Raw genomic sequence first — 20152 nt, 5'->3', positions numbered from 1 at the left:
CCCACGGGAATCAGGAAGAAAATCTGGTGGTTCACCGCGCCAATTTCCTTGACCCAGTCCATGATGTCGAAAATCTCGTTCTGGTTCCAGTCCATAATGGTCGTGTGAATCTGGAACGGGAGGCCCGCCGCCTTGCAGTTCTCGATGCCCATCATCGTGAGTTCGAAGGCGTCCGGGAGGCCACGGAAGTCGTTGTGGCGCTTGGGGTCAATACTGTCGATGCTGATGCCCATGGCCATCGCACCCGCCTTCTTGAGTTCAAAGGCAAGGTCGTGCGTAATGAGCGTGCCGTTGGTACCGAATACCGGGCGAAGTCCCTTGCTCGAGGCATGCGCGACAAGTTCCACAATGTCCGGGCGGGTCATGGGTTCGCCACCGCTAAAGATCATGATCTTGAACCCCGCCTTCGCGATTTCATCAATCAGTTTCAAAGCTTCTGCGGTCGTGAGTTCCGCAGCCTTGTTCTCGCCCGCGTCCTGATAGCAGTGCTTGCAGGTCAGGTTACACTTGTTGGTGGTCATCCAAGATACAATCATTCTAAAACCTCAGTCAATAACGATACAAAGATAGCAATCTGCGCCATCATCAAAATCCAGCCAAATGTATTCAAAAACCGCCCGAAAGTGTGATATAAAGCAGAAAAACGCGAAAAATCGCCCTAATCGGCAGGTCTAATGAAGATATTTTGCAATTTCGTGACACTTTACCGCCTTTTTTTTGATATTTTACAAGCCAAACAGGAACGATAGCGTTCCTTCTACGAATTTTAGGAGTTCCTATGCGTTTTTTTGCACGAATTTTGAGCATTGCGGCAGTAGCCTCGGGCATCGCATTCGCCCAGCTCGCGCCCCAGCCCCAGCAAGCCAATATCACTCCAATGACCGATTCCACCGGTGCAACCATGAAAATGGACTTCAGCATCCCCTTAAGCGGGGTCAGCGACCCGGGAATCCTCTTTAGCCACTTTTCCAAGCGCCCGCTGCTCATCTACTACTTCAGCCCCAAGTGCCCCCACTGCCAAAAGCACTTCCCCGAAGTCCAGGGAATCATGAAGGAGTATGAAAAATCGGGAGCAACCGGTATCGCCATCGCGATTAGCGGAAGCATCAAGAAAAACGACATCCGCATGTTCATCGACCAGTTCAAGGTCGTCGTTCCTGTTTTCCAGGACACCAACCAGAAATTCGGGCCCATCTACGGCAACGGGTACGTTCCCGTGCTCTATCTGGTACTCGAGGACGGGACCATCTACCGCTATGAGACCCTCGACGAAGCGAACATAAACCACCTCCGTGCCACCCTCAACAAGGCTCTGAACAAATAAAAACTCTGGACACCATCGGCATCCAGAGTTTCATACTCACGGCGGGAGTCGAACCCACGACCCGCTGCTTAGAAGGCAGCTGCTCTATCCAACTGAGCTACGCGAGCGTTGTGGCGCAAATATAGCCAAAAACGGACTTGGCGTCAAATGCAAGGTTCTCCCAAAACCTAAATTGTATTTCGATATAGGAAAAGGACGATCCCATTGAAGAAGTCTCTCGTTATTCTACTGATTTGCCTGCTGGCCATGGCCGCATCCGCCGCGGTCAAAAAAAAACGTTTTGACATCAACGGAACAGAATCCGCACCCACTACGGAGATTATAAAAGCAGACACCGCTAGTTCAGCGCCCGTCGCAGTCACAGACAAGCAGGCTTCCGGCTCGTCGTTTCTTTCCACAATCGCTCAAGCGCAAAAAGTCCTGCGCGAAAAGATGACATCCGCCATCACGGCAATGAAGCAGGGCGATTGGAACGCCATCTGGAAATTTCTCGCCATCTGCTTTATTTATGGGATGTTGCACGCACTCGGCCCTGGACATGGGAAATCCATCGTCGTCGGTTACTTTATCGCAAGGCGCGGACGCTGGCGGCAAGGAGTTGCACTCGGAGCAGGGATTACCGTAACCCACACAATGAGCGCCGTCTTGCTTCTATTCATTTTATATGCAATATTCAAGGCAACCGTATTTACCGCATTTGAAACGGGCCGCATCGGCATCGAGAAGGCAAGCTACGCCCTTATCATGCTAACCGGGATATTGCTTGTCGTTCTCGGCATCCGCGACTTTTTCAAGCAACAAAAAAAGGAGCATGAAGAAACACCTTCAGAGGCCGCATTACCCCCCACAGCCCGCTGGCGCGAAATTATCGGAGTCGCAGCCATCACGGGCATTGTCCCTTGCCCGGCAGTCGCACTAATAGTCCTCTTCTGCCTTCTCAACTCTATGGTCGCACTTTCACTCCTGGGCGCCCTTGTCATCTGCATTGGCATGACCATCACCAACATCACTTTCGGTATCGCAGCCGTAGCCCTTCGCAAAGGAATCGACAAAGGAAGTGCGCACACCCGTCTGGCAGCCAACATTTACACCGCAGCGACTCTTGCTGGAGGACTTGTGATTTTTGTATCAGGGCTACTGTTGTTCAGCAACCAGTTTGCCGGGAGAGTGTAATCGCTCCCAGCCTTTCTAGTCGACAACTTCCATACCCTGCAGGCGGTACAGCACCGACTTGAACGAGAAAAACGCCACATGGGTATTTTCCTCGTCAACCGCAAACTTGATCTTATCGAAGGTGCAAACGCACTTGGATACGGCACCCATGTCGTAGTAGTCCACGAACAGCGTGTCGTCCTTCACCTTCTGGGAAACCTTCGCCTCGATATCGCAGTAATCCTCGACATTGTTCAGTTCCACGATGGAAAGTCCATCGGGATTGTAGAGCAAGGTCGCAGTCGGGAGATCCTTCGCGGCAGGGGCAGCCATCACCTTCGGGTTGTTCTCCGAAAAACCATTCAGGCACTGGCCCTTGTAGTAGCCGGTCATCTTCAGCTGCTTCATGTCTTCCGATTCGACAGTTTCCTTTGCGATACGCATCCTGTTGCCCAGATTCAGATTGTCGTCCATGACCAGGAGGGAGGTTTGCGTAAAGGCACCTTCGGCCCTCATAGTGAAGTAGACCTGCGCCTGGCAAGCACAGCCGTCGGAAACATCATCTTCGTGCATCAGCGGCTTCACGTAGAGCGTATCGCCGGCCGCCGTCACCTCGATGCTGTCGAGAGGGACCTGCTTGAGCATACCCGCGAATCCGCCGATTTCAGAGCAAGGTATTTTCACCCTTTCCACAACAACAGTTGCAAAGCTGGAACCGTCTTCCAAGACCATAGTGGCCACCGGGGGAAGCGCCATATCGGCACCGCCATCGACCATCGGATCATCGGGACCTTCCTTATCGAGGCACTTGCCGCCAACATGAGTCGCCATCTGGGTCACCCTCCCAGCAGGTTGCGCACTCGAAGAAGAGCCCGACGCAATACTCGAGGACGACAAGTCCGGCAGCCCTGCAGACGACCCACCCTGCGAACTGGAGGATTCGGCCGGTTCGCTAGAAGACGGATTCTCGCTGGAAGAAGAGACGGCCATGCCCGAAGAAATCCTTTCCGGAACAGGGCCATCCACAACCTTGAAGACCGCATTCTCATACTTGAAATACTTGATATCGGCATCCGCATCGGAGATATCGAACGTAAAGTCCGTAGTGCAGAACCAGTTCAGAGTCTCACTTGTCGAATCCGAATTCCAGATATGCAGGGTATCGCCGGAACGTTCGTACAGGCATTCACTGCATAATTCAACATCGTAACGCACCTTCGGGAGAAGAACCTGGAAGCCGCTACCTTTCGAGCCTACAACGAATGCCTCGCCTTCCCCGTCCCAAGGCGTAAAGGCACCACACTCCCCGGCGTGGGCAATTTCAGCCCTTTCAGACGGCTTTCCAGAATCTCCGGTCTTGGCATTCGAAGACGAATCGTCCCCGCAGGCAACAATCATAAGCGGAAGCACAGCACATGCAAAATACTTTTTCATATCTATTTTCCTTCTTCAATTAAAGTCGAACATCAACCATCCAAATCGGAAGCATCCACGAGAATAGCTTTCGCCAAGGGCATCGGCTCTCCCCCATCGAACACGAGATAATTCGTATTGGAGAACGCCTCGTTCTGTTCCACCTTGAAGGACACTCGCGTCGGGCAGATGCAGTTGGTTATCGGGCTGTCCGGATCGACTTTCGGTTTGACATACAGCGTTCCATTGTCCGCATAGACATCAAAGCTTTCAAAAACAATCGCGCAAGGCATCATCACTTCAAGAATGACGATGGTATCGAAGCCATCGTCGCCCACTCTACGGCCCGCAACGGCCACTTTGGTCGACGTCGTATCAATCGGGTCCATGACAAATGAATTGCTTGCCAGCGCCGGCGCATTAGCTGTCTGCCTATCGTTCTTGCATTCCAGCTTAATATCCTTCGCCAGCTTGTGCCCCGTTATTTCTTCAACCGTAACCACGCTCATTTCGACAATTTCCATGATGTTCGGATTTGAACCGGCAACATTGTCGAAAACGAGAACTGTCGCACGCCAGTAGGCTTCATTGTTTTCCACGGCAAAGTCCACCTTGGAATTACAAATGCACCGCTGCGCATTCGTGTTGTCGAATTTAGCCTTCACGTAAACCGTATCGCCGGACACATCGACATCGAGCGTATCGACTACGATGCCGCAGGTAAGTGAAAGGTTTTCTATGGTAAAGCCGGTCCGTTCGGTACCGACATAGCGGTAGACAACCGGAGGTAATTTTTCATCGCCGTCGACAGATCGGCTCACACCAGTATCCGAACCGCCATCCAGCATAGGATCGTCCCCCATGCCCTTCGCAAGGCACTGGGCATTGGCGTCCGTTACGACCTGGTGCTTGTCCGCGACTTTCGCCTCAGACGACGAACTTTTTGCCGACACAGACGAAGACGATTCGACCGGAAACGCAACCGACGATGAAGATTCAGGCGCTCCAGTCGACGAGAGTTTTTCAGTCGAAGACGATTCGGCAACCTCGGCAGAAGACGAGCTCTCGTTACCGGCCGACGGGTCAGGTGCCGTCGAAGACGAATCGTCCCCGCAGGCAATGAGCATGAGCGACAGGGCCGCAGCTGTTGCAAGTATCTTTTTCATGTTAGCCTCCTTCTTTTAATTATCCTTTACCGGAAGAGTTTCCTTCTGGTCAAAAGCCATGTAGTTGATACCGGAATAGGCCTTGCCGAGCGTGAACGTGGCCTTCGCCGCACATCCACAACCGTAATCCCAGCCCTTGCTCCGGCTAAAAGCCACGTACAGCGTATCGCCTTCACTACTGACAACCGGGTGGCCTTCGTTTACACCCTGCAGGAACTGCTTCTGGGCATCTTCCTCGCAAGGGATAGCGAAATAGACATTCTGCAAGACAAATTTCACGGAGTCACCCTCGACATGCTTGAACGCCTTAGGGCCACTGACATCCGATGCTGCGGCGGGGGTATCCAATTTCACATAAATGACGTTTTCCACGCACTGGATGGAGAAATCGCTCGCATGCGCAATATCGCCATCGCGTAATTCAGAAGAAGACGAAACCGGAATCGGGTCGACAACTTTATTCTCGCCTTCATCCGAGCTGCTTTCTATAACAGGACGTTCGCTCGAGCTGCTCCTGAAAATCGGTTTGATATTATTCTCATTACCGGAACTGTTGCTTTCGTCCTGCACCATTTTCGGATCCGACTCACTACTCGAAGAACTCGACTCCGACACACTCACCCCGTTCTCAGTTTCAGAGAGACTGCTGCTAAGCGCGTCTGCATCCCCCGACGAGCAACTATTCAACGCAATTGTACTGGGATCGATGGTGCCTCCTGCGACATCTTCAACACCGCCATTGGAACACGCGACCACGAGCACCGCAAAAAGAGCCCCTACGGCAATGAAAAATTTCTTAAGCATGGCGAGTCTCCTTGACCTTGTCGGTGACCGGAAAAAACTGGAAATTGATTCGACAAACCTGATTCTGGTCCTTGTACTCGTTTGCAATGGAAAGCACCTTCTTGCAGCAGGCATCTATTTCTGCAATAATTCTCCGGTTTGCCTCCTCGTTCACGCTAAGCGTAACTCCGGTAAAATAACGTTCGTTCGGAGAATAGCGGTCCACGGCGCGCACGGCCATGTTCGCCATCTCCTTGTGCATGGAACGAATTGCGATAGGCAGCGCCTCCTTCGAGCCTATCACGGTCTGCTCAGTCTGCGAATAGACCTTCTCCCCGTCCTTCTTCAGGAATCCGGCCTTGAGCAAGAATTCCAAAACGTAGCGGACTTCCTCCGCCGACACGTGTTCCTTGCACTCCTCGGCAATATCGCGCGGGCAGGCACCCGGCATCATCGGGATAAGCTCCCTCAATACCGGATATTTCCACGATTCATAATATTGAAAAGCGTCTCCGTCCACGATACGCACCCTGTGTTCGAGCGCGATTTTCTGCATCTCAAGCAGGGCAGTCCTCTTGACGGAATCCTTTTCCGCATTGCAGAACACCACCAACAGCCGGAAATACTCTATTTCGAATCCGACGAGTCCCATGGCTCGTGCCACCGCATCGACCTTGACCTTGCTGAGCTTGCTCTGGCCCATGCCCACGAGCTTTAGAAAATTCGGAGACGAGAAACCAGCGCTCCGACAAAATTCACGCCACGAGAACGCGCCTAGACGCTTGCGTTCGTCGTAGTAATCCTGTATATACAGGTGGTAATCCTTATATTCGAGCACCGATTTCATACTCTCCAATATATCTTTTTTCCACAGGCAAGTCAATAGTTTTATTATACAAAAATGTTCTTTTTTAGTAAATTTTCACAATATTTTCAAGAATTAAAGAAAATTTTTCACTATATTATACACACCGTATAATACAGCACCGCAAAAAAGCATCATTAAGAAGTTTTCCCACGTCATACCCCAAGCAACCCCATATCAGGCAACATAAAAAATTCTATCTTGGCGCCCCTTTGGGGCGCATTTAGTACGGCTCGGCCATGTCAAAGCAATGAATTGCTTTGACGTCTGCGACGTCCGTGGCTACGGCTCGAAAATGCAAAAAACAAGTTTTTCGCGCTTTCTCGCCTTGCACACTTTTGCCGCGGCACTCGCCTTTTACTAAATTTGTGCCCACTATGGAAACTCGTTACAATTCTAAAGATGTGGAAGCCCGATGGCATAAGACCTGGGCTGAGAATAACAGTTTTGCACCCAGCGGAAAGGGCGAACCATTCTCGGTCGTGATTCCGCCCCCGAACGTTACCGGCGCGCTCCATCTGGGACACGCGCTCAACGATACGCTCCAGGATATTTTGGTACGCTACCGCCGCAAGACGGGCCGCGACACGCTGTGGATTCCGGGTACGGACCACGCGGGCATCGCCACGCAGGCCGTGGTCGAAAAGCGCCTTTTCCAGGACGAACACAAGACCCGCCACGACATCGGCCGCGACGCCCTGGTGGAACGCATCTGGAAATGGAAGGACGAATACGAAGCCCGCATCACCCGCCAGCTCAAGAGCCTAGGCGTCAGCTGCGACTGGAGCCGCCAGCGCTTCACGCTCGACCCGGTCTGCGCGAAGGCCGTGCGTCACGCCTTCTTCAACCTGTTCAAGAAGGGCCTCATCTACCGCGGCAAGCGCCTGGTGAACTGGGATACCAAGCTCCAGACCGCCGTCGCCGACGACGAAATCTACTACGAACACGTGAAGGGCCACTTCTGGACGTTCAAGTACCCCCTGGCCGACGGTTCGGGATTTATCCCCGTTTCCACGACCCGTCCGGAAACCATCATGGGCGATACCGCCCTCGCCGTGCACCCGAACGACGAACGCTACGCGCAGTACATCGGCAAGATGCTCAAGGTGCCGTTCGTTGACCGCGAAATTCCGGTGATTGCCGACGCAATCCTCGTGGACAAGGACTTCGGTACGGGTTCCGTGAAGGTGACGCCCGCACACGACCCGAACGACTATGCGACGGGCCTGCGCCACAAGCTCCCGATGATCAACATCATGAACGACGACGGCAGCCTGAACGAGAACGCCGGCAAGTTCCAGGGTCTCAAGGGCCAGGCCGCCCGCGACGCCGTGGTGGCAGGTCTCGAAGAACTCGGACTTTTGATCAAGGTGGAAGACCACGAAATGGACGTGGGCCACTCCGACCGTTCCAAGACTGTGATTGAGCCGTACCTCAGCGACCAGTGGTTCGTGAAGATGGACGTACTCGCCGAAAACGCGATGAACGCCGTAAAATCCGGTGAGATCAAGATTATCCCCGAACGCTACGCCAACAAGTACCTGGACTGGCTCGCCGAAAAGCGCGACTGGTGCATCAGCCGTCAGCTCTGGTGGGGCCACCGCATTCCTATCTGGCACACGGACGCTAGCGAAGACGAACTGAAGGCCGCATTTGCCGGCCGCGACGACATCTACTTCTACAAGGCCGAAAACGGCGGCTACCTCGTGTGCAGCCAGGAAGAAGACCTGAAGTCTGACGCGGTACCGGGTCACGAACTCAAGCAGGAAGAGGACGTGCTCGACACGTGGTTCTCCAGTGGACTCTGGCCGCATTCTACCATGGGCTGGCCGAACAACACCGACACGCTCAAGCGCTACTACCCCACCAGCGTGCTCGTGACGAGCCGCGACATCATTACGCTGTGGGTCGCCCGCATGGTGCTCTTTAGCCAGGAGAACATGGGCACGGTTCCGTTCCACACGGTGTACATCCACCCGAAGATTCTGGACGGCAATGGTCAGACCATGAGCAAGTCCAAGGGCAACGGCGTGGACCCGATGGATATCGAAGAGAAGTACGGCACCGACGCTCTGCGCTTTGTGATGGCAAGCCTTTGCACCGACAACCAGGACGTGCGTCTGCCGGTGAAGAAGGAAAAGCAGCCGGATGGCCGCGAAATCAACACCAGCGAAAAGTTCGAAATCGGCCGTAACTTCAGCAACAAGCTGTGGAACGCCTGCCGCTTCCTTTACCCGCAGCTCGAACAGGCTGGCGCGCTTGCCGCCGAACTCCCGATGGACAAGAACTTGTTCGCGCTCGAAGACAAGTGGATCTTGAGCCGCCTGCAGACGACCATCAAGGACGCTACCCGCATGCTCGAAGAATACCACTTCGCCGAACTCGCCGGGTTCCTGTACCGCTTCGTGTGGGACGATGTCTGCTCCAGCTACCTTGAAATCAAGAAGTCCGTGATCAACAGCGAGACGCTCACCGCCGAAAAGAAGAACGCCATGGCCATCCTCAGCTACGTGCTGAAGAACGTGCTCGACCTGTTGCACCCGGTGATGCCGTTCATTACCGAAGAGCTCAACAGCATCCTGTTCCAGGGCAGCGAAATGGTCATCAGTCGCGCATGGCCCAAGGCCGACGAATCTCTCATCGACGCAAAGATCGAAGCCGCATTCGACCAGGCATTTGCCGTGGTGGAAAGCGTGCGTGGCGTGCGTGGCCGCTACAACGTGAGCCCCGCCACCAAGCTGAGCGCCGTGGTGAGCGTCGACGATGCTGCGACGGAAGCAAGCGTGAAAGACTGCATGGCAATCATCACCGAACTTTCGGGTCTCTCTGACCTGAGTGTCGCCGTGAAGGCCGTGAAGCCGAAGTTCAGCGCCAGCGCCGTGGTGCCCGGTGGCGAACTCTACATCCCGCTCGAAGGAATCCTCGACCCGGCTGCAGAAATCGCCCGCCTGGAAAAAGAGATTGAAAAGGCCAAGGCTTTCGCCGCTTCGATTGAACGCAAGCTCTCGAACGAAAAGTTCGTCAGCGGCGCCCCCGAAGCAGTCGTTAACGCCGAACGCACCAAGCTCGCAACGCAGATGGATATTATATCCAAAAATGAGGCGGCGCTGAAGGAACTGCGCTAACTCACGTCATTGCTCTGTGAGCCATGACAGCGTCGGTTATCCAATGCATAAGCAAGCTCCTGCGCTGGATAACCTAGCATGTCATTGCGAGGCTCCGCAAGGAGCCGTGGCAATCTATTTTAAAAGAGATGTTCAAAGAACATCTCTTTTTTCAAACATTCAACGCTATTGACATTCGTTTTTATTTATACAGTTGCAGGGGAAGTAGATTCCCAATAAGTTCGAAATGCCTATCCAGCGAGAACAGTGTCAATCCATTCTGCAAGACATTTTGAGCAATCATCAAATCAGGCAAGCCGACCTTATTTATACCATGCTTCAGGTTTTCCGTCTGCATGTAGATAAGGCCGTTCCAATCAATCTGTATTGGAACCTTCGGTAGGAGGTTTAGCAGATTTTCAAGCTCTGTCTCGCCCCGTTTCCTTATAGATGGGAGCAATTCGGCAAGAATGATGTCGTTAATGCAGATACTGCCGTTGTCAATCAGTTTTTTGAGAACTTCCTTGCTTTCGCCACCGCGAAAACCGTCGATCCATACGGAAGTATCAACGAGGGTCATTTCTACCTCGCAGGGCGTCGAGATCGATATCCAGGTCGGTGTTGCCAAGATACTTCTTCAAACCAGAAATGTCGTGCGCTTTCTGTGACTTTTTTTCCATGAGAAGAAGACCTATTTTCCACTGGAGTTCTTCCAGTTGGGTATAGGGCAATCCTTCCACCTGCGATTCAAGTTCTGCAAAGGCTGTTTCCGACATGTTTGGACCTCTCTTGGGTTTAATATACATTATTTGCCCCAAATTTGCCAATACCATTCCAAGTTGGAGTGCAGATTTGTCTTTACAAAATAGCATAAATCTACTTTTTGAAAAAAACGAACTAGCTGATAATCTCGATTGTTAGGCGGAAGTGGTTACAAAGGCTATTCCTCCAGCATGGAGGCAACGGCATCTGCCGCCGTTGCATAAGGGCCATGGAGATTTTTGCGAGTACGGCTATCGCTAATAGCCTTTTCTAGAGACAAGTCTTCGGGGGCATGGCGAACATCAAAAGGAATACCGTTATGTTCGATGGCAAAAGTCAAGAAAATACGGATAGCCGTAGAGGTATCCATACCGAGAGACTGGAACAAGTCGTCCGACTTCTTTTTCAGGTCATCATCAACTCTCATCTGCAACGTAGCCATAATTAGACTCCTTTCCCCCTAAATATACACTATTTTCAACTACAAGTCAATAAAACACAAAGAAAATGTATTGACAAATCACTACACATTCAGTCAAATCACGTTTTTTAGCCATTTTTCAGCCCTTACGCAGCCTTCTTTCACTTTTTTAGTTATTTTTATGATGACATAGTTTTAGAGTTCGCTCTTATTCTAGACCTGAAAAACGACCAAAATTTCAACCATCCGAGAATAAGGCAGACACTCACACCCCAATGGTGTGGGTCGTTTGTGCTTATCGGATGGACGGTTTCTTGGTCGTTACCTCAGGTCAATAAGTGCTTACGATTCCGCACTTTTTCTTTTTTGGAAATGCAAATCGTCGGCACATGAGGTAAGACGAGCTCCGAGTTTTTAACAACGGAGCAACCGATGAAAAAAAACAGTACATTTCTTTTCCTAAAGACCGTTATCGCTACAGGATTGTGCGGCATTCTCATTAGCGGTTGTTCCAAAGTTGATCAGGTAAAAGAAGGCAAATTCCATGCATATTCGACGACCACTATAGGTAAAGCATTCGACGCGTCTTTTGGCAATGTCAAATGGACGGAAAACACAACATCTAAGGGACAAGATTTTGTCGAATTTAAAGGCGATGTTGATATTGATTTCCTTGAATTGTTAGCCACCGCTATCGTTGATGATGTCGGCAATGATCTAGCAAATCCAATGGCAGCCACAAATGCGATGGATGCTTGTTTTGGGAAATCATACGCTCAACAATATAGAAAAGAGATATGGAAAGCTCTCATATCTGCGACAATTGGATCTTTTGGGCTGATAGCTCTCGACGGAGATATAGGAAACAAGATTAAGGCAGGAACTATAGCGGACTTCGTTTCTGCATTGGCAAATAAATCCAATCGACTAACGGTCCAATTTGTTTTTACGGATAGCGACAATTCCGATTTTGAATTGGGTTATTATGGATTCGAAGGCGAAGAATGGTCAAATTGCAATATTCAAGAACTCGTAGATACAGAGGACTTTCTCGATTTTGTTTATTCAAATCACACATACAAAGTCTTTGATTTCAAAAAAATAGCCAAAGAAATCGTTGATCAAGCGGAATCCGCAAATCAACTGCCGGACACTCTGCTTAAAGAAAAAATTTCAAGCTACTCAAAAACAAAAGGGGTTTTAATAGCCAATACGGTAAACAGCGACCCTAGAGTTCTAAAAAGAAAAGACGAAATTGCAAAAGCCGCTGCAGAGCAAAAACGTCTTGAGGAGGAAGAAGCAAAGTGCAAAGCCGAAGAAGAAGAAACATTGCGCTTAGCCGAGGAAGAAAAACGAAGGCAAAATGCCATGAAAGAAATCCTTCCAGCAATGAAAATATACAAACAAAAAATGGATGCGTACAAAGCAAACTGCCCCAACGGATGTGATGAATATCCTTATTGGGCGGTCATTGATTTCAAGCCTCCAAAATCTGAATACTTCGTATTCCGAGATGGCACTGAAATGGGAGGCTTTGATTGGCAACTTGGATTAGAGGCAAAAGAAGACATTCTTGGCATCACCTGCCATTGGACAATAAGATGTCTCAATACAGAAAAATGTGAATGCAACATTTCTGATGATTGCAAAAACATCACACCAAATTTAAAATCAATCTGCGACATTGAATACGATGATTTCTAACCAATCATAGGAGAAAAATATGACTGACATCGAAAATTTCTCATACAAAACAACCGAGCCATCATTCTTTTCTAAACTAAAAGGCTTGTATTGGCTCACTCCCAAATCAAGACGATTGAAAGAAATAAAATTTGAAGATGAAAAAATCTTCATTTCTGTCATGTCCGGACAGGAACTATGCGCTCCTATCAAGGAATGTTCTTTCAAATATGGAATAGACAAAGCGGACAGAATAGAAGTATACGTAACGACGCAAGATAAAAAAATCCATTTTACAGAAATTCCAGGAACTTTGGATGATGACGCTTGGGAGAACATTCGCTCATTCATCATAGAGGATTGCGACGCAAACGAGCTCACCTCAGCTAAAGTTCTTTCTGTACTCGAACATGTAAAAAATGCCATAGACGACCCATTAGGAACCGTCATTGATATAACAACAGACATTTTTTCAAAGAGTGGATCCATAAAAAAGAAGATTATCGCCGGTTTATGCGCTATTTTAATCGCTTCTGGATGCATATATTATTTTATGCGCAGCGACACGGAAGAAAACGAGCAGTTATCCTGCAAACTTGTGACAGAAATTTTGCAAGAAAATGGAGATGGAGGCAAATGCGAAAAAATAGAATTAGGGAATGCTATTCATTATGGCGACAGTACAATTTTCAACAACGCCAAAGCCTACCTAGACAACGAGAATGAAATTAATGTTATCGTGACAATTTACGAAAATACGGTTTACGTCGACATCCCTGGCAACAATAACGAAGCAGATGATGAAGAGGAAGACGATGAGGACGACGTTGAATAATTTCCTTCAATCCTCTAAGTTTTCTAATTTCATAATTATTGTAGTCCTAGTCAATTCGGCTGTTCTAGGGCTACAAACATCTCCTTCTATTACAGAACACTTTGGCTATCTTTTAAACATCCTGGACAAAGTTTGTTTATACATCTTTGTTTTAGAAGCCATACTAAAAATTTCATCATTTCGGCTAAATTATTTCAAGGATGGATGGAATTGGTTTGATTTCTTAATTGTAGTATTTTCACTCTTAGCTGATTTCCCTGCCTTATCTTCACTTCGCGTTCTAAGAATCATCCGTGTATTCAGAGCTTTTAAACTTATTAGTGGGATGAAGCCTCTTCAAACAATCGTTTCTGTTATAGGAAAGTCTATTCCCAGTATATCATGGACAATTTTGTTATTGTTAATCATTTACTATGTCTTCGCAATAATAGGAACAACTCTCTTTGGAGAAAATTTTCCCGCATGGTTTGGTTCCATTGGAAAATCAATGTATTCCTTATTCCAAATAATGACATTGGAATCATGGTCTATGGGGATCAGCCGACCCGTCATGGAAGTATATCCTTATGCTTGGGCATTTTTCATCCCATTTATACTCATAACATCATTCGTTGTTCTGAATGTTCTCGTGGGAATTGTCGTCAATTCCTTTGGGGAAACGACATCATCAGAACCGCAAAGTACAACAAAAGAAAAAGATTTTCTAAATGAAGTAGAAGCAATCAAGCAACACCTTAACAATTTGGAGACCTTGATTGAGAAAAAAGAACAACAATTGTAGTCGGGATAATCTACACGAACGAGAATCCATTTTAAAGAGGTGTTCCTAACGGAGCACCTCTTTTTTGATTTATCCACCTTTTAGAACTCGGCTACGATACCGAGGCCGACAGGGAAAAACAGCTTGTCGTTATCAAGCGTTCCGTAGTCAGCATCGAAATGAGTATAATAGCCGCCATTGCCGGCATAGAACTCAAAGCCCATCTCAAAATATGCACCGAAATGATTCAGGAACATGTACTGATACCCAAAACCAAATACCAGCCGCCAATAATTGATTTCTCTCGTATGCTCGATGAGTTCAGAATTTTCCGAACCCACATTCGTTATCGTAAAGCCGTTCATTTCACCGGTTATCCATTCCGAAGAATGGTATACATACGGGCCCGTCAAGCCCGTAAAGCGGTAGGCAATCCCGATTCCTCCCATAAAATCGTAGTCGGAGTTGTAGGCAGCCAAATGAACGTTAGCGGAGAGATGTCCGTCCAGCATGGTGTACCCGACACCGACCATCCCCTGAGACGGCCCGAAACCGAGAGAAACACCTATCTGGGCAAAACTAGCCCCGACAAAAAGACAAAGTATTAAGAGAACCTTCTTCATGTATAACCTCCTATTTTATACTAGAACGTTTTTACAACAAAATAACTATTTATTTTCAAAAAAAGACGCCCCTAATCACCCCAAAATCACATTCCGTCAGAAAATTTCAACAATCCCTCCTTTTTTTATTATTATTAAATCATCAAGTTAGGAGAACAAATTATGAAATTCACCAAATTTCTATTTGCGGGCGTATTTTCTGCAAGCCTTTTCGCCACAAGCCTACATGCGGCGGAATGCAACGTCACCCACCATCAGGGCGGGGGCGGCAGCACCGACATCTACATGGGGTATCCGGCAACAGCGCTCTACCTGTTCGAAGGCGACTACCTGGACCTCTCCAAGATGAGCCAGCGCGAGCCTGCGGTCAAGAACGCCTCCAGCACCGATACGGCATGGGTGTACAGGTCCGAACTGGATTCCACCATGATAGTGATTGTCACCGAGAAGGTGGTCAAGGTCGCACGAGTCACCTATTCCGACGACGAGAATACACGCATCGACTCACTTTTTTCTGTGAAGCACAAAGACGTGTACAAGGACGAGTTCCCGCGCCTGCAGAAGGCGGGCGTATTCAAGGGGACGGCGGAACAGGCGGACTCCCTCGTGACACACGTATTTGAATTGTGCCTGCGATTCTACAGCAAAGATTACGGTTACGGCGGCTGTGTATTCAACCCGCCCGAGCAGAGAGGAAGAAACGGCGGGAAGGACGTCGACATGGTCGACATGCCGCTTGCACTCGCAGCCGTTGCCGGCGAGTTCACCATCCTTCTCGATACGCTGAATACGTGTCCGGATTACAAGTTCCCTGCCGAATCCCCGACAGTCAATCCGCGCACCGCCGCGGGACTACCGCAGGCGAAGGCCAGCTTCGTAAGGCTCGGCCAGATGCGCTACCGCATCACGAACGTGAAGCCCGGTTCCGCGTACAGGGCGTTCAGTCTCAACGGACAACTGATAGAAAGCGGCATCTTGAACGGCGGCGTGTTTACAGCAAAAAAATTGCCCGTCATCCTGATGCTGGACAACAGCCAGAGCCTTTACCTGAAGGATTAAAAACAAGTTAAGCGCGAATGCGACCGAAAACTACTCGAGCGCTTCGCGGATTTGCTGTATAAAGTTCATCTCCTCGGGCGAGACGTTGCTTTCGTTGTCATCTTCGCGGGAGGCGTTCGCCACGCGGAGCATGGATTCGAGCACCTTACTCTTGAATTCGGGCGTGGATTCCTTCAGCGCTTCGATGCAGGCGCCCGCACGTTCCTTCGCCGACTTGAACTTCGCATAGAGGTCATTGAAGTCGTCCCACGAGACGTCCGGTACCAGTTCGTCGTGAATCGCGTCGAGCGTGTCGCTCTCGGCCTCGGTCGCCGAGGCCGAACCGGGCAGAAGTTTCTCGGTTTCGGTTTCGTGATACAGGCATGCCACCTGCCAAGAAAGAATCAAGAGCGCCATATTCGAATTCATCGTGAACCTCGTAAGTTTTTTCAAAATATAATCAAAAGCGACTTCCGGACTGGCCCGAATTCGACACTTTTTTGCTATATTCCAAGACATGGCATACGTAGCAATGGCCCGCAAGTGGCGCCCGCAGTCCTTTGACGACATGGTCGGGCAGGAACATATCGCGAAAACCCTCCAGAACGCAATCGAGGGGGGCAGACTCCATCACGCATTCCTCTTTACCGGCACCCGCGGTGTAGGCAAGACCACCAGTGCCAGAATCCTCGCCCGCACGCTCAACTGTTCTGGCGGCGACCCGCTGCACCCCTGCGGCAAATGCGAAAGCTGCAAGGACATTTCGGGCGGAAACCCGATGGACGTGTACGAAATAGACGCGGCCTCCAACACCGGAGTCGAGAACATTCGCGATGTCATCGACCGCGTACAGTACCCTCCCGTCATCGGCAAGTACAAGATTTTCATCATCGACGAAGTCCACATGCTTTCGACCGGGGCCTTCAACGCCCTCCTGAAGACGCTCGAAGAACCGCCTCCGCACGTGATTTTCATCTTCGCGACTACCGAGGTCAACAAGGTCCCGCAGACCATCCTCAGCCGTGTGCAGCGTTTCGACTTCAAACGCCTGACCATGGACCAGATCCGCAGCCGCCTGCGCTACATCTGCGAACAGGAAGGCATCAACGCAAGCGACGAGGCCCTGAACATCTTTGCCGAGAAGGCGGACGGCTCCATGCGCGACGGCCTCACCTACTTCGACCAGGCCTACGCCTTCACGGGAAACGAGATGACGGACGAATCTGTCCGGTCCGTTCTGGGAATCCCGCCCGTCGAGCTTTTCTTCGACCTCATCAACGCCATCGAAAGCCATAATCTCAAGGGTTGCTTCCTGATGGTCGACAAGGCCGTAAGCCGCGGCATCGAGTTCGCGCCGCTCCTGGACGGATTCGGCAAGTTCCTCCGCAACCTCCTTTACGGCCGCCTCGACGCGTTTTCGCCTGACGCTTTGAACATCTCTACGGAACTCTACACGAAGCTCAAGGAAACCGCGACAGGCCTTTCCAACGGGGACCTGCTACGCATATCCAAGATGCTCATCGACCTGCAGGCGCAAATCCGCTACAGTTCCAACCCGCGGCTCCTTGTCGAGACGACATTCGCCCGCATGGCTTGGCTCGACAGGCTCACCGACCTCCGGCGAGCACTTGCCGCTATAAACGACCCGAAAAGCGCCTCAGACGAGGCGACAAAAAAAAAAGTAGCTGACGTCCAGCAGATGCTCGACACCCAGGAATCTTCCCAGGGGGCAAGCATGGATTTCGTCGGCAGCTCCGACTTTGACAGCCCGGTCGCATTCTCGCGCTACGAAATCACCGCCGCCTGGCCCTCCATCGTGGCTGGCCTCGCCGACTGCGGAGACTACAAGTTTTCCGCTGCCATCACAGGGACCATCCTGGAAGCGGGCGACATCAAGGCGAACCCCTTCCCGCTATTTCTCACCTATATCGGCGAAACGGAGAACAACACCTCCTGGGGCTACCAGCAGATTTGCGAGAACCCGGAATTCGCGAAGCGCGTACAGACTATCCTGGAAGACAAGTTGCAGACGAAGGTTTCCCTCTCGATAAAGACCCGCGCCTACACGCAAGAAGAACGAGTTTCCAGGGAAAACGCCCTCAAGAGCCCCTTCGAAAAGGACTGCGAAAGCATAGGCGGATTGAAGGAACTCGTAGAAAAATTCATGGGAGAATTGGTATATTCTAGGTCGCTAGAAAAGGTTACCGAAGCCCCGGCTGGCGAACAGCCCGAAGAAATGAACGACAACTAATAAAGAAAACCGCTAAAAGGAAAAACCGCTATGGACATGAGTAAAATGCTTAAGGACCTCCAGAAGATGCAGAGCAAGATGCTGAAGGCCCAGAACGACCTCAAAACCCAAAGTTTCGACGCCGAAGCCGGCGGCGGCATGGTCAAGGTCGCCATCAACGGTCAGGGTGTGCTGACGATGATCAAGATCAATCCGGACGCCGTGGACAAGGACGACGTTGAAGCCCTCGAAGACCTCGTCATGGCAGCCGTCAATTCAGCCATCAAGAAAAAAGACGAGGCGGCACAATCAAGCCTTTCCAACATCACCGGCGGCATGAAAATCCCCGGTCTGATGTAGCCCCGGATATGAGAATCCGACCCCTGTTTTGACACCCTTCCGCCCCCCGGCGGAAGGGTGCTTTTTATCGCCCGAAACAGCCCGAAAAGGAGGGGAATTACCTTCTGTCCTAAAAATCGTGCATTCTGTCACTTTTTCCCTCTCGGCACCTTTAACATTATATAATATATTTTTACATTTGGCGGGTCAAATTTTATGGAGATCAGATGCTCAGGCAATTTGCAATCCCCGCCATACTTTCGTTCCTCTGTGTAGCCCCTAGCTGGGCCGGGAAGACCTATACCCGCGAAGAGGCCGTCAATACAGCCCTCGAAAACTCCTCCGACGTGAAATCCGCCGAAGAAGACCTCAAAAGCGCTACTTCCCAGGTGACGGCAGGCTACGGCAACGCCTACCCCTCCATCGACCTGAACGCCACCGTGACCCGTATTTTCGGCCTCGACGATGTCGAAAAGAGCACCGACCTGACCGATGCCGCCACGCAGATGGCCATGGGAAAGGATGCGGAAGGCCACCCCATGGCAAACGCCTACGACCAGCAGGTCCTCGGCCCCGCGCTCGACGGGCTCATCTACGGCATGAAATCCCAGGGTTACCGCTGGCAGTCCAGCGTAGGCATCACCGCCACCCAGATTCTTTACGCCGAAGGCAAGGTTGGCGTCGGGATTGAAATCGCGAAGGCCTACAAGCGCATCAACGAAGTGAAGCTCGAAAACACGAAGGCCCAGGTCCGCTACGACGTGGAAAACGCCTTCGACCAGCTCATCTACCTCGATTCCGCCATCAAGATCATGTACGCCTCCAAGGAACTGCTCCAGGAGAACCTGAATTTCGTCGAACAGTCGCTCAAGAGCGGAATGGCCACCGAACTTGACCTTATCCGCGTGCAGCTCTCGATGGACCAGCTGAACTCCACCATTGCGAGCGCCGAAAAGATGCGCGTCCTCGCCCGCAACTCGCTCCTCAACACGATGGGCCTCGAATGGGAAACCGACGTGCAGTTCCAGGGCGAACTCCGCGACCCCGCCGCAGGCTACAGCTTCCCCGACACCTCCATGGCGAACGTGAAGAAGCGCCGCAAGGAACTCGTGATGCTCGAAGAAACCGAGAACATGAAAAACCTGAACATCGAAATCGAGCAGGGCGGCTACAAGCCGACCGTGGTGCTCCTCGGCGGCATCAAGTATGCAAACAACAAGAACGAATTTTTCGACTGGGACGCCCCCACGTGGGACAAGCTGAACAAGTACATCGCGCTGAACGTGTCGATGAACCTCTTCAACGGCATGAAGACCCGCGAAGGCGTGGCCCAGGCCAGGTCGAGCCTCCGCAGCACGCAAATCCAGAAGGAAACCGCCGAGCGCGGGTTCCGCGTGCAGATCGAGTCGTGCGTGAATACGCTCGAGGATGCGAACAGCCAGATTGAAATCGCAAAGCGCCAGATCGACCTCGCGCAAAAGAACTACGACCTCACGAACGAAGCCTACAAGCTCGGGCGCGAAACGCAATTGCACGTGCTCAGCGCCGAAAACAGCCTGCGCACCGCAAAAATAGACTACATGAAGGCCATCGTCGAATGGAACAAGGCCTACAACGCGCTCCTGCAGGCCACCGGAGAATATTAATAGGAAGA

The 20152-nt window shown here is 50.8% G+C and carries 20 protein-coding genes and 1 tRNA gene; 10 read left to right on the top strand and 11 right to left on the bottom strand.

From position 1 onward, the window contains the following. Nucleotides 1-536, bottom strand: a 536-nt coding sequence (locus B2310_RS05235; RefSeq protein WP_290729200.1) for a radical SAM protein, incomplete at its 3' end; no start/stop codon positions are given. Between the two features lie 242 nt (nt 537-778). Between B2310_RS05235 and B2310_RS05230 the strand changes: the two genes are divergently transcribed. Then, the gene (locus B2310_RS05230; protein ID WP_173366579.1) at nt 779-1324 is read left to right on the top strand and encodes a TlpA family protein disulfide reductase; all 546 of its coding nucleotides are present in this window, start codon (nt 779-781) and stop codon (nt 1322-1324) included. A 33-nt stretch (nt 1325-1357) separates the two neighbouring features. On the opposite strand, the gene B2310_RS05225 is transcribed toward B2310_RS05230, so the two are convergent. Beyond that, nucleotides 1358-1431: transfer RNA gene (locus B2310_RS05225), tRNA-Arg, on the bottom strand. Between the two features lie 97 nt (nt 1432-1528). Between B2310_RS05225 and B2310_RS05220 the strand changes: the two genes are divergently transcribed. Then, nucleotides 1529-2497, top strand: a complete 969-nt coding sequence (locus B2310_RS05220; protein WP_173366580.1) for a nickel/cobalt transporter — start codon at nt 1529-1531, stop codon at nt 2495-2497. Between the two features lie 15 nt (nt 2498-2512). Here B2310_RS05220 and B2310_RS05215 read toward each other — a convergent pair whose 3' ends face one another. From B2310_RS05215 to B2310_RS05200, 4 genes are read right to left on the bottom strand one after another with little or no spacing between them, the layout of a single operon-like run. Continuing rightward, nucleotides 2513-3910, bottom strand: a complete 1398-nt coding sequence (locus B2310_RS05215) for a hypothetical protein (RefSeq protein ID WP_290729197.1) — start codon at nt 3908-3910, stop codon at nt 2513-2515. A 32-nt stretch (nt 3911-3942) separates the two neighbouring features. Next, entirely contained in the window at nt 3943-5055 is a 1113-nt protein-coding gene (locus tag B2310_RS05210; RefSeq protein WP_290729194.1) for a hypothetical protein, read from the bottom strand. Between the two features lie 15 nt (nt 5056-5070). Continuing rightward, complete coding sequence (locus B2310_RS05205) at nt 5071-5859, bottom strand: hypothetical protein (RefSeq protein WP_290729191.1); 789 nt, start codon at nt 5857-5859, stop codon at nt 5071-5073. Then, a complete protein-coding gene (locus tag B2310_RS05200) occupies nt 5852-6685 on the bottom strand; it encodes a TIGR02147 family protein (protein WP_290729188.1) in 834 nt (277 codons plus the stop codon). The genes B2310_RS05205 and B2310_RS05200 overlap by 8 nt, the downstream gene beginning before the upstream one ends. A gap of 395 nt (nt 6686-7080) precedes the next feature. On the opposite strand from B2310_RS05200, the gene B2310_RS05195 reads away from it, so the two are divergent. Further along, a complete protein-coding gene (locus B2310_RS05195) occupies nt 7081-9828 on the top strand; it encodes a valine--tRNA ligase (protein WP_290729185.1) in 2748 nt (915 codons plus the stop codon). Nucleotides 9829-10009: 181 nt separating this feature from the next. Here the strand turns inward: B2310_RS05195 and B2310_RS05190 are convergent, their stop codons facing one another. The 3 genes from B2310_RS05190 to B2310_RS05180 all read right to left on the bottom strand — a co-directional run bounded on the left by B2310_RS05190 (nt 10010) and on the right by B2310_RS05180 (nt 11011). Next, nucleotides 10010-10387 (bottom strand): PIN domain-containing protein, encoded by a 378-nt coding sequence (locus tag B2310_RS05190; protein ID WP_173382213.1) that lies wholly within the window; start codon nt 10385-10387, stop codon nt 10010-10012. Then, on the bottom strand, nt 10374-10583 hold the full coding sequence (locus tag B2310_RS05185) for a hypothetical protein (RefSeq protein ID WP_143153091.1): 210 nt from the start codon (nt 10581-10583) through the stop codon (nt 10374-10376). Before B2310_RS05185 ends, B2310_RS05190 begins: the two co-directional genes overlap by 14 nt. Before the next feature lie 164 nt (nt 10584-10747). Beyond that, a complete protein-coding gene (locus tag B2310_RS05180) occupies nt 10748-11011 on the bottom strand; it encodes a type II toxin-antitoxin system RelB/DinJ family antitoxin (RefSeq protein ID WP_290729182.1) in 264 nt (87 codons plus the stop codon). A 411-nt stretch (nt 11012-11422) separates the two neighbouring features. Here B2310_RS05180 and B2310_RS05175 point away from each other — a divergent pair, with 411 nt between their 5' ends. From B2310_RS05175 to B2310_RS05165, 3 genes are read left to right on the top strand one after another with little or no spacing between them, the layout of a single operon-like run. Further along, nucleotides 11423-12694, top strand: coding sequence for a hypothetical protein (locus tag B2310_RS05175; RefSeq protein WP_290729179.1), 1272 nt, complete (start codon nt 11423-11425; stop codon nt 12692-12694). A 19-nt stretch (nt 12695-12713) separates the two neighbouring features. After that, nucleotides 12714-13508 (top strand): hypothetical protein, encoded by a 795-nt coding sequence (locus tag B2310_RS05170; protein WP_290729176.1) that lies wholly within the window; start codon nt 12714-12716, stop codon nt 13506-13508. Further along, a complete protein-coding gene (locus B2310_RS05165) occupies nt 13501-14289 on the top strand; it encodes an ion transporter (RefSeq protein ID WP_290729174.1) in 789 nt (262 codons plus the stop codon). Before B2310_RS05170 ends, B2310_RS05165 begins: the two co-directional genes overlap by 8 nt. Before the next feature lie 80 nt (nt 14290-14369). On the opposite strand, the gene B2310_RS05160 is transcribed toward B2310_RS05165, so the two are convergent. Continuing rightward, a complete protein-coding gene (locus B2310_RS05160) occupies nt 14370-14891 on the bottom strand; it encodes a hypothetical protein (protein WP_290729172.1) in 522 nt (173 codons plus the stop codon). A gap of 162 nt (nt 14892-15053) precedes the next feature. On the opposite strand from B2310_RS05160, the gene B2310_RS05155 reads away from it, so the two are divergent. After that, nucleotides 15054-15950 (top strand): hypothetical protein, encoded by an 897-nt coding sequence (locus B2310_RS05155; protein WP_290729170.1) that lies wholly within the window; start codon nt 15054-15056, stop codon nt 15948-15950. Nucleotides 15951-15980: 30 nt separating this feature from the next. Here B2310_RS05155 and B2310_RS05150 read toward each other — a convergent pair whose 3' ends face one another. After that, complete coding sequence (locus B2310_RS05150) at nt 15981-16358, bottom strand: hypothetical protein (protein WP_173366678.1); 378 nt, start codon at nt 16356-16358, stop codon at nt 15981-15983. Nucleotides 16359-16446: 88 nt separating this feature from the next. Between B2310_RS05150 and dnaX the strand changes: the two genes are divergently transcribed. The 3 genes from dnaX to B2310_RS05135 all read left to right on the top strand — a co-directional run bounded on the left by dnaX (nt 16447) and on the right by B2310_RS05135 (nt 20144). Next, nucleotides 16447-18180, top strand: a complete 1734-nt coding sequence (dnaX, locus tag B2310_RS05145; RefSeq protein WP_173366679.1) for a DNA polymerase III subunit gamma/tau — start codon at nt 16447-16449, stop codon at nt 18178-18180. 36 nt (nt 18181-18216) lie between these two features. After that, nucleotides 18217-18519, top strand: a complete 303-nt coding sequence (locus B2310_RS05140) for a YbaB/EbfC family nucleoid-associated protein (protein WP_290726939.1) — start codon at nt 18217-18219, stop codon at nt 18517-18519. Nucleotides 18520-18725: 206 nt separating this feature from the next. Then, nucleotides 18726-20144 carry a TolC family protein gene (locus B2310_RS05135; protein WP_290729168.1) on the top strand — a complete coding sequence of 473 codons (1419 nt, stop codon included), beginning with the start codon at nt 18726-18728 and terminating at the stop codon, nt 20142-20144. The last annotated feature ends 8 nt before the right edge of the window (nt 20145-20152 follow it).

Origin of the sequence: Fibrobacter sp. UBA3629 (genome assembly GCF_002374005.1) — a bacterium.
Lineage (GTDB): Bacteria > Fibrobacterota > Fibrobacteria > Fibrobacterales > Fibrobacteraceae > Fibrobacter.
Note: the sequence above shows the minus strand (reverse complement) of the source record. Positions and strands in the feature narration are given on the sequence as shown.